This is a genomic window from Kaistia geumhonensis (assembly GCF_030815145.1).
In the GTDB taxonomy this organism is placed as follows: domain Bacteria; phylum Pseudomonadota; class Alphaproteobacteria; order Rhizobiales; family Kaistiaceae; genus Kaistia; species Kaistia geumhonensis.
This window is the reverse complement of the sequence record NZ_JAUSWJ010000001.1, coordinates 4,357,362-4,372,118: the sequence shown is the minus strand read 5'-3', so window position 1 is coordinate 4,372,118 and position 14,757 is coordinate 4,357,362. Positions and strand designations below refer to the sequence as shown.

Here is a 14,757-nt window from a genome sequence, read left to right as displayed (position 1 = left end):
TTATTCGGCGGGCGCCCCGGCCAGCGCGGGCGACCGCTGCGGCGTCAGGAAGGCGAGCGCCAGCGCGATCACAGAGCAGGCGGCGATGCCAGCGAGCATCGGAACGGCTGTTCCGTCGAGGAACAGGCCCACCACCGCCATCATGACGATGCCGGCGCCGAACTGCAGCGTGCCCATCAACGCCGAGGCCGTGCCGGCGATGGCGCCGTGATCGTCGAGCGCGATGACGGCCGAACTCGGCACCACGAGACCGAGGAAGCCATAAGCGATGAAAAGCAGCACGATCATGACGGAGAGCTGGTCGAAGCCGGCGAGGAACAGCGCGACGAGCAGCACCATCGACGCTGCGTAGCCGGTAACGGCGAAGCGCATCAGCCGCATGAGCCCGAAGCGCGAGCCGAGCACGCCGTTCAATTGGGCGACGCCGAAGAAGGACACGGCGTTCACCGAGAAGGCGATGCTGTACTGCGTCGGCGTCAGTCCATAGTGGTCGATCAGCACGAAGGACGAATTCGCGAGATAGACGAAGAAGCTCGAGACACCGAACGCGCCGAGGAAGCAGAGCGCCAGGAAGCGCCGGTCGCGCAGCAGCAGCCCATAGGCGGCGAAGGCGCCGGCGATGCTGCTTTCGCGCCGCTCCTTGACCGGCCGCGTCTCCGGGAGCGCAAGCGCCAGAAGGATGAGTCCCAGCGCCGCGGCGACCAGCACCACCCAGAACACCGCGCGCCAGCCGCCGAGCGCGATCACGCCGCTTCCGGCGAGCGGGGCGAGGATCGGCGAGATGCTGAAGACGAGCATCAGCAGCGACATGAGCTTCGCCGCTTCGGGTCCGGTATGGAGGTCGCGCACGACGGCGCGCGGCACCACCGTGCCCGCGCAGGCGCCGAGCCCCTGGACGAAGCGGAAGGCGATGAGCGTCTCGATCGAGGGCGCCAGCGCGCAGCCGACGCTGCCGATCATGAACAGCACGAGGCCGATATAGAGCGGCAGCTTGCGGCCGAACATGTCCGAGAACGGACCATAGACGAGCTGGCCGGCGCCGAGCGCCACGAAGAAAACCATGAGGCTCATCTGCACCTGGCCGATGCCGGCGCCGAAGTCAGCGCCGATCGTCGGCAGGGCCGGAAGATACATGTCGATGGCAAAGGGGCCGATCGCGCTGAGCAAGCCCAGCACGACCGCGAAGCGGACGAGCGACGAGTTCATGGCCGAAAACTCTTGAATGCGAAAACCGCCGCTGACGTCAGGCGGTTCGGGAAACGGGTCTATGTGTGTGGAAGCTCCGCCGGCCCGCAGCAGGCGGACGGATGCGTTGATTGAATCGAATTTCCCCCTGCAACGCGCGTCGGTCAAGCCGGTTCATGCTGCATCTGCGAGATGACAGATTTCTGTGGCGATCCGGCATCATCGGCAAGGCGGACGTGGATAGCGCACGTCGCGGCGCTCGCCATCGGCCCCGCCACCTTCACAGCGCGGAGGCGATCCCCTATATCTTCATCGCCGGTGAAAGCCGGCTATGGCGATAAATGGTCATCGTAATAAACCCATCGGACCCGGGGGCGGTACCCGGCGCCTCCACCCAAGTCCATCGGCCAGCGCATCGCGCGGGTGGCCTTCGGCGGGGGCGAAATAGGATCGACGAGGGCGTAAAGGGTGCACTTTCGCTCGGCATGGTACCGCCGATATCGGACCAAACCTATAGTTGCGAATGACAACTATGCTCCGGTGGCCGTCGCCGCGTAATGCGGTGCTGGTACCGAAATCAAAGTCCTTGCGGGTAGCACTGTAAGGCGGGGTCCGGAGGCACCTGGCAACAGAAGCCTCCACTTTCATTCTCCCGTCCGGAAGCGGCCGGGATGCAAGGAACGGTGGGAATGCCTGAGGATCTGATCCGCTACGATATCCTTGCCCAGGACGCGCTCCGGGGCGTCGTGAGGAAGGTCCTTTCCGAGGTCGCGAAGACCGGGCTTCCCGGCGAGCATCACTTCTACATCACCTTCGAGACCCGCGCGCCCGGCGTGCGCATCTCGAGCCGCATGCTCGCGCAGTACCCGGAAGAGATGACGATCGTCCTCCAGCATCAGTTCTGGGACCTCACGGTCACCGAACATGCGTTCGAGGTCGGCCTTTCCTTCAATGGCGTTCCCGAGCGCCTGCTCGTCCCCTTCGCAGCCATCAAGGGCTTCGTCGACCCGTCCGTGCAGTTCGGCCTCCAGTTCGAGACGGCTCCGGCCGACGCGGGCGTCGAAGAGGCGAGCCGCGAGATGGACGAGGTCGAGGCCTCGGCGCTCGTGTTCGACCCGCCGGCCGCCGATGCCGCCGAGCCGGAGAAGACGGGCGAGGCGCAGGTCGTCCGCCTCGACGCATTCCGCAAGAAGACCTGACCACCTCGGCCACCTGACGGCACCCTGTATCGACCCCACACCGAGGCACACGTTCCGGTGCCCCGGTCGAGCGAGCCTGACGGTCAGCCTTGCAATGCGCTGCTGTCACACGCCTGTCATGTGGATCGCCGAAGCACGCTCGATGCGCCGCCCCGGCTGCGCTGCCGCTTCGCCGGGACAGGTCGACCGGCAGGCGGGCGCACTGCCTCGTGACCTCCGGATGGCGTGACGTGACGAGCCTTGGCGAACTGCTGGCCGGTCTCGGGCTGCTCTTTGTCGGACTGAAGCTGTTGTCCGCCAATCTGCAGCAGGCGCTCGGTGGCCGGCTCCGCGAGTTGCTCCAGCGCTCGACCGCCTCGCCGCTCGCCGGCTTCCTGGTCGGCTGTGTCGCCGGAATCGTCACGCAGTCCAGCAACGCGGTCGCGGTCATCTCGGGCAATCTAGTGCGCGGCCGCGCACTGACGACCCGCGACGCGATCCCGATCGTCGCCGGCGGCAATGTCGGCACCGCGGCGCTCGTCGTCATGGCCGCCATCGACTTCCACCTCGCGGCGCTGATGCTCGTCGGCTTCGTCGGTCTCGGCTATCAGGCCGGCCTCGACCGCAAGGGACGGCTGCGCGACTGGATGGGCGTCCTGCTCGGCCTCGCCCTGCTCTTTCTCGGCATCGACTTCATCAAGGCCGCGCCGCGGACTGTCGATATCGATGCGCTGGCCGCTTTCGCCGACACGCTGCCGCCCCTCGTCAGCCTCGCCATCGGCGTCGCGGTGGCGCTCGTGACGCAATCCTCGTCGACCGCCGCCATCCTGGCTCTCGCGGGCCTCCGCGCCGGCTTCGTCGAGCTGGACGACTGCTTCTTTCTCGTCGTGGGCGCCAATCTCGGCTCGGGCATCGCCAGCCTCGTCGCCGCCGGCGGTCTTTCCGGCGTCGGACGCCAGCTCTGCTATGTCCACATCCTGGTCAAGGCGATCGGCTCCGGTCTCCTGCTGTTGCTCTGGTACGCAGTGCCGGCCTTCGGGCTCGATCCCTCGCTGCTCTTCGTCGAGGCCGGAGCGGGCGAGGCGCCGGCCTCGGTCTCGATGCTGTTCCTCGTCCTGCAGCTCGCCGGGGCGCTGCCGGTGACGATGTTTCGGGACCTTGCGGAACGGTTCGCCGACCGCTTCAGCCCGCCCTCGCTGGAAGACAGCGTCTCGCGGCCGCGGTTCATCGATCCCGCCGCGACGGCCGATCCCGCCGGCGCGCTCGATCTTTCGTCGCGCGAGATCGGAGACCTCGTTGCCAGGCTCGGCGCGCTGTTGCCGGATCTCGACGTGGCTGATGTCGCAAGCCCGGCCGACATCCGCCTGCTGTGGCGCGGCGGCTCGGCCGTGGCAGCGACGACCGACGCCTTCCTCGTCCAGCTGATCGGCCGCGGGCTGTCGGGGGCGGATCTCGAAGCCGCGCTCGGCCAGCAGGCGCGGCTCGAAGGCGTGCGCTCGCTGCAGGATGCGCTCGCCGATTTCTCCGACGTGATCCTGTCCTTCGCCACGCTGCCGCGCCTCGCCTTCGATCTCTCCGAGAGCCTGCGCCTGATGGTCCTGCAACTCGCGGAAACCGGTGCAGCCGACGACGGCGACTACGAGTTCCTGATCGCCCTCACGGCCGACCGCAGCGAGCATCTGAACGCGCTGCGCGGATCGCTCGCAACGACCGCGCTGGGCGCAGAGCACGACGCGCAGCGCCTTCTTCTCGCGACGAGCCTGTTCGAGCGCGCGGTCTGGCTCATCCACCGCCTGGCCGTCGCGCTCCGTGCGGTCGAAACTCCGCTCGGCGCGCCGGTCTCGCGGCAGGCGGACGAACCAGCGCCGGCCGAGCGCGCCGGGCTCGGGGCGGGATTGGAGAGTGCCGGCCGGCAGACCGGCTGAACTCGATGCCGCATTGCGGCAGCAGCGCCGTCACGTCGCCTTGGCAGCCGGGAAAAGCGCATGCTAGACAGCCGCCATCCCCCGCCCGGCCGGGCCATCCTGCCTGCGGCGACGCCATTCGAGCCATGAAAGCGGCCAGCGCGTCTGGCCAGGAGCGCAGCATGACGACCCGGATCGAGACAGATACGTTCGGCCCCATCGAGGTTGCCTCGGACCGCTACTGGGGCGCGCAGGCGCAGCGCTCGCTCGGCAATTTCAAGATCGGCATCGAGAAGCAGCCGAAGCCGGTCGTCCGCGCCCTCGGCGTCGTCAAGCGCGCCGCGGCCGAGGTCAACATGGCGCTCGGCCGGCTCGATCCTGCGATCGGCACGGTCATCGTCGCCGCGGCGCAGGAAGTAATCGACGGCAAGCTCGACGATCATTTCCCGCTCGCGGTCTGGCAGACCGGTTCCGGCACGCAGTCGAACATGAACGCCAACGAGGTCATCTCGAACCGCGCGATCGAGATGCTTGGCGGCGTCATGGGATCGAAGAAGCCGGTCCATCCCAACGACCACGTCAATATGAGCCAGTCGTCGAACGATACCTATCCGACGGCGATGCATGTTGCGGCTGCCGAGGAAATCGTCGCGACGCTCATTCCGGCGCTGAAGCACCTCCACGCCGCCCTCGACGCCAAGGCGAAAGCCTGGTCGGATATCGTCAAGATCGGCCGCACCCATACGCAGGACGCCACCCCGCTGACGCTCGGCCAGGAATTCTCTGGCTATGCCAAGCAGGTCGAGAACGGCATCGCCCGGATCGAGCTGACGCTGCCGGCGCTGATGGAACTCGCCCAGGGCGGCACCGCGGTCGGCACGGGCCTCAACGCGCCGGTCGGCTTCGCCGAGCAGGTCGCCGACCGCATCGCCGCGATCACAGGACTCCCTTTCACGAGCGCGCCCAACAAGTTCGAGGCGCTCGCCGCCCATGACGCGATGGTGTTCAGCCATGGCGCGCTCAACACCGTCGCCGCTTCGCTGTTCAAGATCGCCAACGATATCCGCCTGCTCGGCTCCGGCCCGCGCGCCGGCCTCGGCGAGCTGTCGCTGCCCGAGAACGAACCCGGTTCGTCGATCATGCCCGGCAAGGTGAACCCGACGCAGTGCGAGGCGCTGACCCAGGTCTGCGTGCAGGTGTTCGGCAACAACGCCGCCCTCACCTTCGCCGACAGCCAGGGCCATTTCGAGCTCAACGTCTACAACCCGTTGATGGCGTACAACTTCCTGCAGTCCGTCCGCCTGCTCGCCGACGGCGCCGTCTCCTTCACCGACAACTGCGTCGTCGGAATCGAGCCTCGCCTCGACAATATCCGCCACGGAGTCGAGCGCTCGCTGATGCTCGTCACCGCGCTGGCGCCGAAGATCGGCTACGACAACGCCGCCAAGATCGCCAAGACCGCGCACAAGAACGGCACCACGCTGCGCGAGGAAGCCGTCGGCGGCGGCTATGTCACCGCAACAGAATTCGACACAATCGTGCGTCCAGAGGACATGATCGGACCAAAATGAACATTCGGAGGTTCGAGGCGACGACGACTGTGCCGATCACACGTGAGCGTGGCGATCGGCAACGCTTCGGCTTTTGACCATGCCCGACCCGATCAACCTGAACCGCTTCCGCAAGCAGAAGGCCCGCGCCGAGAAGGAGGCGCAGGCTGCCGAGAACCGTGTCCGCTTCGGCCGCACGAAGGCGGAGAAGGAAGCCGAAGCCGAGGAGGCTGCCCGCAAGGCGAGGCTGCTCGACGGCCATCGCCGTGACGGTGACGAGCCGGACCGATCATGAGGAAGCGCTCGATCGCGATCGCCGGACACCGGACTTCGATCTCGATCGAGGACCCCTTCTGGGAAGCGCTCGGCGAGATCGCCGCGGCGCGCGGTCTCTCCGTCGCTGCCCTCGTCGCCGAGATCGACGGCGCGCGAGCGCCCGGCGTCAACCTGTCATCCGCCCTTCGCCTCGCGGCGCTGGACTGGTTTCGCTCAGGTAGAGCCTCCGCCTGAACCCCGCCGCAGGATTACTGCCCCTGCAGATGTTCCGGCGAGAGCTTCAACACTTCCTGTGCCCGCCGGATCGCATCGGCATTGGCCTTGGCCTCCGCTTCGGCCGCGGCCTTGGCTGCTTCGGCATCCGCCTTGGCGGCATCGATGACCTTGGCGTCGGCGTCGCCCTGCTTCTTGGTCGCAGCCGACGCGGCGGCCGCGTCCTTCGCGCCCTGCGCTTTCTCCTTCACGAGGGCGTCGGCGGCAGCCTTCTTCTTCGCCGCATCCTCCGCCCGCGCCTTCGCCTCGGCCGCGGCCTTCTCGGCCGCTTCCGCCGCGATCCGCGCCTCTTCCGCCTTTCGCCGCGCTTCGTCGGCGGCCTGAGCCTCCTCCGCGGCCCGCGCCTCCGCCTGACGCTGAGCCTCGGCAGCGGCCTGCCGCTCGGCCTCGGCTCTCGCAAGCCGTTCCGCCTCCGCACGCACGGCCTCTTCCTCGGCGGCCTTGCGCTCCGCCTCTGCGGCAGCGGCGGCTGCCTCGGCGGCGCGCTTCTCTGCCTCGGCCTTTCGGCGATCCTCGTCGCGGCCGGCGCGCAGCAGGCGACCGAGCTTCTCCTTCTCGAGGATTTCGCTCTGCAGCTTCTCGATCCGCTGCATCTCGCGCTGCGCCGCCCGAAGCTGCAGGAAATTCTGCAACGGTGACACGTCGAGCGAGCGCTCGGGCGCCGAAAGCGGCCCGTCATAGGCGATCGAGACCTGTGGCAGCGCTCCGGTCGCCTCGTCGGCGCCCGAGACCGCCGCCAGCGTCCAGCGGCTGGCCAGCGACAGATCGTTCAAGTCGATCGTCAGGCCTCCGGCGACGGTGGCGCCGTCGGCCGTGATGTCGAGATTGGGCGCGCGAACGATGCCGGCAACGATCGAGAAGGCTCCGTCGACACGGCTGAAGGCCAACGGCGCGGCATCGAGGAAACCGGAGAACATCTTGCCGAGCGCAGCCTCGTCGAGATCGCGGCCGCTCTCGGCCGCGGCGACGGTGGCGGCGAAGGCGCCAGGATCGGTCTCGGCAGCGCTGCCGGCGCCGATGCCGATCGAGCCGCCGCCCGAGAGCGTCGCGACGACACCAGCCAGCGACCGGCCGCTGCCCTCGAACTGCGCCGAAAGGTCGAGCGGCCCCGAAAGCACCGGCTTGCCACCCGTCTGCCAGACGAAATCGCCAAGACGGCCACCCTTGATCGCGAACTGGCCCGAGATACCCGCGGCTCCGTCGGCGGGTGTGATCGACAACGCGCCGGTCGCCGCGCCGCCGGCGATCGTTCCGGCGGCCAGCGAAAGATCGAGGCGGCCATCGGACCGGTTGAGATTGCCGATGGCGTTCTCGACCGCGATGCCGCTTGCGATGGTCAGCGTCGCGGCCTTGAGCCCGATCGCCGCATCGAGGCCCGAAACAGCGGGGCTCGCGAAGGGCGCATCGGACCAGCCGCCGGCGACAGCTTCCGGAACGAGGCCGAGGCCGAAACCTGCGAGCGCGCCGAGATCGAGCGAAGCGAGGGTGAGATCGCCGTCGACACCCCAACGCTCGCCTGCCTTCGCCAGCACCAGCGATCCGGTCGCCTCGCCTGCGCCGAGCCGCCCCTTCTCCAGCGTGAGGGCAAGGCGCGTCGGCACGATGTCGAGCGGACCTCCGATCTCCAGGGCCGCGGGAGCACCGAGGCCCGGAACGGGGCCGGCGACCAACGCCACCAGCGTGGCCGCGTCGGCACCCGAGAGCGCGACTGTGCCGGCGAAGCGCGGCGTCTCGTCCTCCGCGACCGCGAACCGCCCCTCGAGATCGTAGTCGACACCGGCGATCGCGCCCTTGATGCTCAGCGGAACGCCCGAGGCGAGCGGACCGCCGCCTTCCACCGTCAGGCGTAGCGGACCCGGCGCATCGACGTCGCGCGCGGCGAAGCCCGCCTGGCGCAGCGCGACGCCTGCGTCCGGATTCTCGACCGCCGCCGAGAGCTTCACCGCGCCGTTGCGCCAGTCCGACACGGCGCCGGTGAGCCCGAGCGCGACATCGACCGAGCTGCCGCCCGCGATGCCGTTCAGAGTGATGTTCGCGTTCGTCCGCTCGTCGGTCGCCGCCGCATTGGCCACGGCGGTGAGCTTCGTGTCCCGCAGCGCCGGCGCGGCTGCAGACAGCCAGGCCGACAATGAACTTTCTGGCAGGACGCGCTCGACGACGGAGGCGAGCCCGGACATGTCACGGGCGTCGATGGTCGCCGAAAGCTGGCCGCTCGGCAGCGTTCCGAGATCCGCCAGCTTTCCGCTGGCCGAGATCGCTGCGCCGGCGAGATCGCCGACATGGAAGCGGTTGGCGACAAGCACGCCCTCGGCATAGGAGCCATCGGCCGAGACATCGGCGAGCGTGGTGTCGCCGATCACGAAGCTGCCCGCGGCGAGCTTCACCTTGAAACTGTCGGCAAGGCCGCCATTCTCGGTGACCGAGCGGCCGGCGAACAGCTCTGTCAGCGAGGCCGCCTGATCGTAGTCGAAGCGGTCGGCCTTGAGATCGATCGAGAAATCGCGGCGGCCGGATGCATCGCGCCGCCAGTCGAGCCCGCCGCGGATGTTCGATTCGTCCATCCGCGCCGTCATGCCGCTGATGCGGATCTCCTCGGGCGCGACATCGAGCTGTCCCGACATGTCGAAGGGTTGCAGCGGCAGCCGCGTCCCCGTCGGCGCGCCACGCCACCAGGCCGCGAAGATCGATGGCTGGTCGGAACGCAGGCGCACGCCGCCGACGAAACGGACGGTCGGTGTCGTCGTGACCGTGCCGTCGGCCGAAAGCCGCGTGCGCCCCGGCAGATCGGCGGCCAGTTCCTCGATCCGCCAGCCGTCGCGATCGGTGGCGGCATCGAACTGGAGGTTCTGCACCACCGAGCCACCCACCACGATGCCCGGCACATCGAAGCCGACTCGGCCCGGGATCGGCGGGCGCGGAAGCTGCGACAGAGCCGTCACGAGCGCGGCGCCCGCTGCGTTGACGTCGACCGGCTCGTTCGGCCCCTTTCCGAGCGAACGATCGAGATCGACCTGCCGCGACTTCAACACCGCGTCGAAGCGCATGTCGGCACCGAGCGCGATCGTCGCGGCCCCGGTCAGGCTGAACGGGCGGTCTTCCGGCCCCTCGGCGAGCGTCAGCTCGGGCAGGCGCAGCAGGTCCGGCCGCAGCTCGAAACTGCCGAGCGCCCGCCAGCCCGGCGGCGGCACCGGCTTGCCCTCCTCCGTCGGCGGGAGGACTTCGGCGAGGGTGAACGTGCCGCCCCAGAGCGGCCCTCTGCCGTCCTGGTTGAAGACGCCGTCGGCGCTGGCCGTGATGGGCAGCGACGTCGGGTAAAGGTCGAGCTTAGCGCGGATCGAGCCATCCGCCTCCTGCGTGCCGGTGGCGAGGCGGAAACCGGTCGGCTGGCCCTCGACGGCAAGATTGCCCTCGACCTTCCACGGGCCGAGCAGCGAGCGCGCATCGATCCCCGCCTCGATCGAGGTGAACGCCAGCACACGCCCCGAACGGCTGTCGAGATAGGAGACCGCGCCGTTGCGGACGGTGACATGCTGCAGCGTCACGGCCGCGGGGTCTAGGCTCTGCGACGCGGCGCTCCGCTTCAGCCAGTCGATCGCGCCGGTCTCGTCCACCGTCACCGCCGCCACCGGCCGGTCGATGGTCATCTCGGCGACGCGGATATCGCCGGTGAGCAGCGGGATGAGCTCGACCCTGGTGGAGAACCGCGCGATCTCGAGCATCGGCTGGTCGGCCGAGCCACCGACCCGGATATCCGTCACCTCGAGAAACGGCATCGGCAGGATGCGCAGCGTGACGTCGCCATCGACATGGACCGTCTGGCCCAGCACCTTTTCCGCTTCGCGCTCGAAGGTGGGGCGGAACGCGTTCCAGTCGATCACGAGCGGCACCACCAGCGCCGCGAACAGCACGGCGATGATCAAGCCACCGACGAACAGGTAGAGCCTGCTCAGGTCCGCCTCCCTCTCGTTCGACGCGCCATCGTCCCGTCAATCGGGCAGGATCTTGCCCGGATTGAGGATGCCCAGCGGGTCGAGCGCCGCCTTGATCGCCCGCATCGGCGCCAGCGCCGGGCCGTGCTCGAGCTCGAGATATCTGCGCTTGCCCTGGCCGACGCCATGCTCGCCCGTGCAGGTCCCTTCCATGCCGATCGCGCGCTTCGAAAGGCGCGCGAGGAAGCCCTCCGCGGCGCGGATCTCCTCGGCATTGTCGGTGTCGATCATGACCTGCACATGGAAGTTGCCGTCGCCCACATGGCCGACGATGGGCGCGATCAACCCGGTCTCGGCGATGTCCGCGATCGTCTCGTGCACGCATTCGGCGAGCCGCGAGATCGGCACGCAGGCGTCCGTCGCGATCACCTGCGCGCCGGGACGGAGGCCCCGCGCCGCGAAATAGGCGTCGTGGCGGGCCTGCCAGAGCTTGGTCCGCTCCTCCGGCCGGGTCGTCGACTGGTAGCCGCCGCCGCCGAACGAGGCGGCGATCTCGCCGAACAGCGCCGCCTGCTCCTCGACCGAAGCGGCCGAGCCGTGGAACTCGACGAAGAGATGTGGCGTCTCGGGCAGGCCGAGGCCGGCAAAGGCGTTGGTGGCACGGATCATCAGCGTGTCGAGCAGTTCGATGCGCGCGATCGGAATGCCGCTCTGGATGGTGAGGATCGTGGCGTTGCAGGCGTCGTCGACACTCGGGAAGGCGCAGACGCCCGCCGACATCGCCTCGGGAATGCCGGCAAGGCGCAGCGTGACCTCGGTGATGATGCCGAGCGTCCCCTCCGAGCCGACGAGAAGGCGCGTCAGGTCGTAGCCGGCCGAGGACTTGCGGGCACGGCTGGCCGTGCGGATGACGGAGCCGTCGGCCATGACGGCGGTGAGGTTGACGACATTGTCGCGCATCGTGCCGTAGCGCACGGCATTGGTGCCGGAGGCGCGCGTCGCGGCCATGCCGCCGAGGCTCGCATCGGCGCCGGGATCGATCGGGAAGAACAGGCCCTGGTCGCGCAGGTGCTCGTTGAGCTGGCGGCGCGTGACGCCGGCCTCGACGGTGCAGTCGAGGTCCTCCGGGCGAACGGCGACGATGCGGTTCATCTGCGAGAGATCGACCGAGATGCCGCCGAACGGCGCGTTCACATGACCTTCAAGCCCGGTGCCTGTGCCGAACGGGATCAGCGGCACGTGGTGCGCGACAGCGACGCGCACGATCTCCGCGACCTCTTCGGTCGACGTCACGAAGATCACGGCATCGGGCGGCTGATTCGCCATCCAGTTGACGGTGTTGGCATGCTGGCGCCGGATTTCGGCGCCGCGGCTGAAGCGGCTGCCGAAGCGGGCCGCCAAAATGTCCAGCGCCGCTGCGCGATCGCTCTCCATGCGCAACGCCGATACCGTCATTCCTGCCTCGCTCCTCACCCGTCGCATTCCCGCCGCAGCGCGGCTGGCGGCACCGTAGCAAAATGATGCTGCCGCGCCAAAGACTTCCTCGGAAAGTCGCCACCGCCGGCCCGCCGAGGCGCCCGATCCCCCTCCTTGCTGGAAAGGCGGGGCCCGAGGCGCCATATTCGCGCTATGTTCCAGTTTCCGAATCGCAGCCGGTTTCCGGCATGACCGAGCGTCCCGACCGCCATCCCGAACCCGCGCCGCCCGCCCCGCGCCCCGGCGGCATCGCCGCGCGCGCGCTCGGCGCCCGCCCCGTTCCGGACTATCTCGTCCGCCTCAACCCCGAGCAGCGGCTGGCGGTCGAGACGACTGAGGGGCCGGTCCTGGTGCTCGCCGGCGCGGGCACGGGCAAGACACGCGTGCTGACGACACGCATCGCCCATCTCCTCGCGACCGGCCGCGCCTATCCGAGCCAGATCCTCGCCGTCACCTTCACCAACAAGGCGGCACGCGAGATGCGCCATCGCATCGGCGACCTGATCGGGCCATCGGTCGAGGGCATGGCCTGGCTCGGCACGTTCCATTCGATCGGCGTGCGCATCCTGCGCCGCCATGCCGAACTGGTCGGCCTCAAGTCGAACTTCACCGTGCTCGACGCCGACGATGCCGTCCGCCTGATGAAGCAGCTGATCCAGGCCGAGGGCATCGACGAGAAGCGCTGGCCGGGCAAGCAGCTGGCGCTCTTGATCGACGGCTGGAAGAACCGCGGCCTGACGCCCAAGGACGTCCCGCCGGGGGAAGGCGGCGCCTTCGCCGGCGGCAAGGGCGTCAAGCTCTACACCGCCTACCAGGAGCGGCTGAAGGTTCTCAACGCCTGCGACTTCGGCGATCTGCTGCTCGAGACGATCCGCCTCTTCCGCGAGAATCCCGACGTGCTCGCCGAATACCAGCAGCGCTTCCAGTACATGCTGGTCGACGAGTACCAGGATACCAATGTCGCCCAGTATCTCTGGCTGCGCCTGCTCGCGCAGGGTCGGCGCAACATCTGCTGCGTCGGCGACGACGACCAGTCGATCTATGGCTGGCGCGGCGCCGAGGTCGACAACATCCTGCGCTTCGAGAAGGACTTTCCGGGCGCGGTCGTGATCCGCCTCGAGCGCAACTACCGCTCGACCAGCCACATCCTCGGCGCGGCCTCGCATCTCATCACCCATAACGAGGGCCGGCTCGGCAAGACGCTCTTCACCGACATCGCCGATCCAGAGGCCGCCAAGGTCCAGGTGGCCTCGTCCTGGGATTCGGAGGAGGAAGCACGGGCGATCGGCGAGGAGATCGAGGCGCTGCAGCGCCAGGGCCACAGCCTCGACGAGATGGCGATCCTGGTGCGCGCCTCGTTCCAGATGCGCTCCTTCGAGGAGCGCTTCATCCAGCTCGGCCTTTCCTACCGGGTGATCGGCGGTCCCCGCTTCTACGAGCGGGCCGAAATCCGCGACGCCCTCGCCTATCTGCGCGTCGTGATGCAGCCGGCCGACGACCTCGCCTTCGAGCGCATCGTCAACACGCCGCGCCGCGGCATCGGCGAGACCACGATCCGCCTCCTGCACGACCATGCCCGCGCCCGCCGAATCCCGATGATGGCGGCGGCCGAGGAACTCGTCCAGACGAGCGAGATCGGCGCCAAGGCGCGCACGGCGCTGCGCGATCTCGTCGCCGCCTTCGCCCGCTGGCGCGGACGGCTCGACGCCGTCAAGCATACCGAACTCGCCGAGATCATCCTCGACGAGAGCGGCTATACCGAGATGTGGCAGCAGGACCGTTCGGCCGATGCCCCCGGCCGGCTCGACAACCTCAAGGAGCTGATCCGCTCCATGGAGGAATTCGAGTCGCTCGAAGGATTCCTGGAGCACATCGCACTCGTCATGGACCGCGACAGCGCCGACACGACCGAGGCGGTGTCGATCATGACGCTGCATTCGGCGAAGGGGCTGGAATTCGAGACGGTCTTCCTGCCCGGCTGGGAGGAAGGCCTCTTCCCGAGCCAGCGCACGCTCGACGAGAGCGGCCGCGCCGGCCTCGAGGAGGAGCGGCGGCTCGCCTATGTCGGCATCACCCGCGCCAAGCGGCGGGCTCTCATCTGGTTCGCCTCCAACCGCCGCATCCACGGCCTTTGGCAATCGACCGTCCCGTCGCGCTTCCTCGACGAACTGCCGGAGAAGCATGTCGACGTGGTCGAGCAGACGTCGAGCTATGGCGGCTACAATGTCGGCGGCATCGGCAATTACGGCGCCAGCCGCTTCGACCGCGCCGATCCGTTCTCCAACACCTATTCGACGCCGGGCTGGCAGCGCGCCCAGAAGAACCGAGCCGCCAGCGCCGACAAGCCGACGGCGCGGCCGACCATGCGCGTCATCGAGGGCGAGCTCGTCGCGAAATCGACCGGCTCCGCCTCGGCCTATGCCATCGGCGAGCGGGTCTTCCACCAGAAATTCGGCTATGGCACCGTCTCGGCCATCGAAGGCAACAAGCTGACGGTCGACTTCACGACAGGCCCGAAGAAAGTCGTCGACAGCTTCGTCACGCGGGGGTGAGCCGCTCAGCCGTCGTCGCGAAGCCGCATCAGCCCGGCCCTGGTCGGGCGAAATCCGCAGCCGGCGTAGAAGCCTTCGAGATGCGGCTCGTAGTCGACATGGAGCCATTCGGCGCCGCGCTCGCCGGCGAGGCGGGCGGCTTCCCTGACGAGGCGCGAGCCGAGGCCTTCGCGGCGATGGTCGGGATGGACCGTCGGATCGAGCAGGAAGGCATGGACGCCGCCATCGGTGGCGACATTCACGAAGCCGACCAGCGTGCCGGTTTCGTCATAGGCGCCGAGATGGACGAGGCTGCGCGAAAGCACCGTTCCGATGTCGGTGCCGGGCGGCCCGCCCCAGGCAGCCTCCCAGAGCCGCGCGAAGGCCCCGGCGGGCGGAAAGGGATCGATGCGGAGTTCGGTCATGGAAAGCCGGCCTTTGCCTGATGCTCGGGC

Annotated in this window: 10 protein-coding genes and 1 other RNA gene; 7 read left to right on the top strand and 4 right to left on the bottom strand. The window is 68.7% G+C overall.

The annotated features are described in order from the left end of the window. Window positions 1-1,206: a multidrug effflux MFS transporter gene (locus QO015_RS20715; protein WP_266284048.1), complete on the bottom strand. Its 1,206-nt coding sequence runs from the start codon at window positions 1,204-1,206 to the stop codon at window positions 1-3. Window positions 1,207-1,460: 254 nt separating this feature from the next. Between QO015_RS20715 and ssrA the strand changes: the two genes are divergently transcribed. The 6 genes from ssrA (at window position 1,461) to QO015_RS20685 (ending at window position 6,327) form a co-directional block, all read left to right on the top strand. Beyond that, window positions 1,461-1,828, top strand: a transfer-messenger RNA (tmRNA) gene (gene ssrA, locus QO015_RS20710). 46 nt (window positions 1,829-1,874) lie between these two features. Next, window positions 1,875-2,384: an SspB family protein gene (locus QO015_RS20705; RefSeq protein ID WP_266284046.1), complete on the top strand. Its 510-nt coding sequence runs from the start codon at window positions 1,875-1,877 to the stop codon at window positions 2,382-2,384. Window positions 2,385-2,614: 230 nt separating this feature from the next. Beyond that, window positions 2,615-4,288 (top strand): Na/Pi symporter, encoded by a 1,674-nt coding sequence (locus QO015_RS20700; RefSeq protein ID WP_266284044.1) that lies wholly within the window; start codon window positions 2,615-2,617, stop codon window positions 4,286-4,288. 161 nt (window positions 4,289-4,449) lie between these two features. After that, entirely contained in the window at window positions 4,450-5,838 is a 1,389-nt protein-coding gene (fumC, locus tag QO015_RS20695; protein ID WP_266284042.1) for a class II fumarate hydratase, read from the top strand. A 79-nt stretch (window positions 5,839-5,917) separates the two neighbouring features. Then, complete coding sequence (locus tag QO015_RS20690; protein WP_266284040.1) at window positions 5,918-6,112, top strand: DUF4169 family protein; 195 nt, start codon at window positions 5,918-5,920, stop codon at window positions 6,110-6,112. After that, window positions 6,109-6,327, top strand: a complete 219-nt coding sequence (locus QO015_RS20685) for a ribbon-helix-helix domain-containing protein (RefSeq protein WP_266284038.1) — start codon at window positions 6,109-6,111, stop codon at window positions 6,325-6,327. Before QO015_RS20690 ends, QO015_RS20685 begins: the two co-directional genes overlap by 4 nt. Window positions 6,328-6,341: 14 nt before the next feature. Here QO015_RS20685 and QO015_RS20680 read toward each other — a convergent pair whose 3' ends face one another. Both QO015_RS20680 and QO015_RS20675 read right to left on the bottom strand, forming a co-directional pair. Then, entirely contained in the window at window positions 6,342-10,301 is a 3,960-nt protein-coding gene (locus QO015_RS20680) for an AsmA family protein (RefSeq protein ID WP_266284328.1), read from the bottom strand. Between the two features lie 51 nt (window positions 10,302-10,352). After that, entirely contained in the window at window positions 10,353-11,750 is a 1,398-nt protein-coding gene (locus QO015_RS20675) for an FAD-binding oxidoreductase (protein WP_266284036.1), read from the bottom strand. Window positions 11,751-11,959: 209 nt separating this feature from the next. Between QO015_RS20675 and QO015_RS20670 the strand changes: the two genes are divergently transcribed. Next, window positions 11,960-14,323, top strand: coding sequence for an ATP-dependent helicase (locus QO015_RS20670; protein ID WP_266284034.1), 2,364 nt, complete (start codon window positions 11,960-11,962; stop codon window positions 14,321-14,323). Window positions 14,324-14,328: 5 nt separating this feature from the next. Here QO015_RS20670 and QO015_RS20665 read toward each other — a convergent pair whose 3' ends face one another. Next, window positions 14,329-14,727, bottom strand: coding sequence for a GNAT family N-acetyltransferase (locus tag QO015_RS20665; RefSeq protein ID WP_266284033.1), 399 nt, complete (start codon window positions 14,725-14,727; stop codon window positions 14,329-14,331). Window positions 14,728-14,757: the final 30 nt, after the last annotated feature.

What these genes read in the sequence shown, in the direction of transcription:
- QO015_RS20670 (WP_266284034.1), top strand. Translation starts at nt 11,960, where the DNA reads ATGACCGAGCGTCCCGACCGCCATCCCGAACCCGCGCCGCCCGCCCCG.
- QO015_RS20705 (WP_266284046.1), top strand. Translation starts at nt 1,875, where the DNA reads ATGCCTGAGGATCTGATCCGCTACGATATCCTTGCCCAGGACGCGCTC.
- fumC (WP_266284042.1), top strand. Translation starts at nt 4,450, where the DNA reads ATGACGACCCGGATCGAGACAGATACGTTCGGCCCCATCGAGGTTGCC.
- QO015_RS20675 (WP_266284036.1), bottom strand. Translation starts at nt 11,750, where the DNA reads ATGACGGTATCGGCGTTGCGCATGGAGAGCGATCGCGCAGCGGCGCTG.
- QO015_RS20690 (WP_266284040.1), top strand. Translation starts at nt 5,918, where the DNA reads ATGCCCGACCCGATCAACCTGAACCGCTTCCGCAAGCAGAAGGCCCGC.
- QO015_RS20685 (WP_266284038.1), top strand. Translation starts at nt 6,109, where the DNA reads ATGAGGAAGCGCTCGATCGCGATCGCCGGACACCGGACTTCGATCTCG.
- QO015_RS20665 (WP_266284033.1), bottom strand. Translation starts at nt 14,727, where the DNA reads ATGACCGAACTCCGCATCGATCCCTTTCCGCCCGCCGGGGCCTTCGCG.
- QO015_RS20715 (WP_266284048.1), bottom strand. Translation starts at nt 1,206, where the DNA reads ATGAACTCGTCGCTCGTCCGCTTCGCGGTCGTGCTGGGCTTGCTCAGC.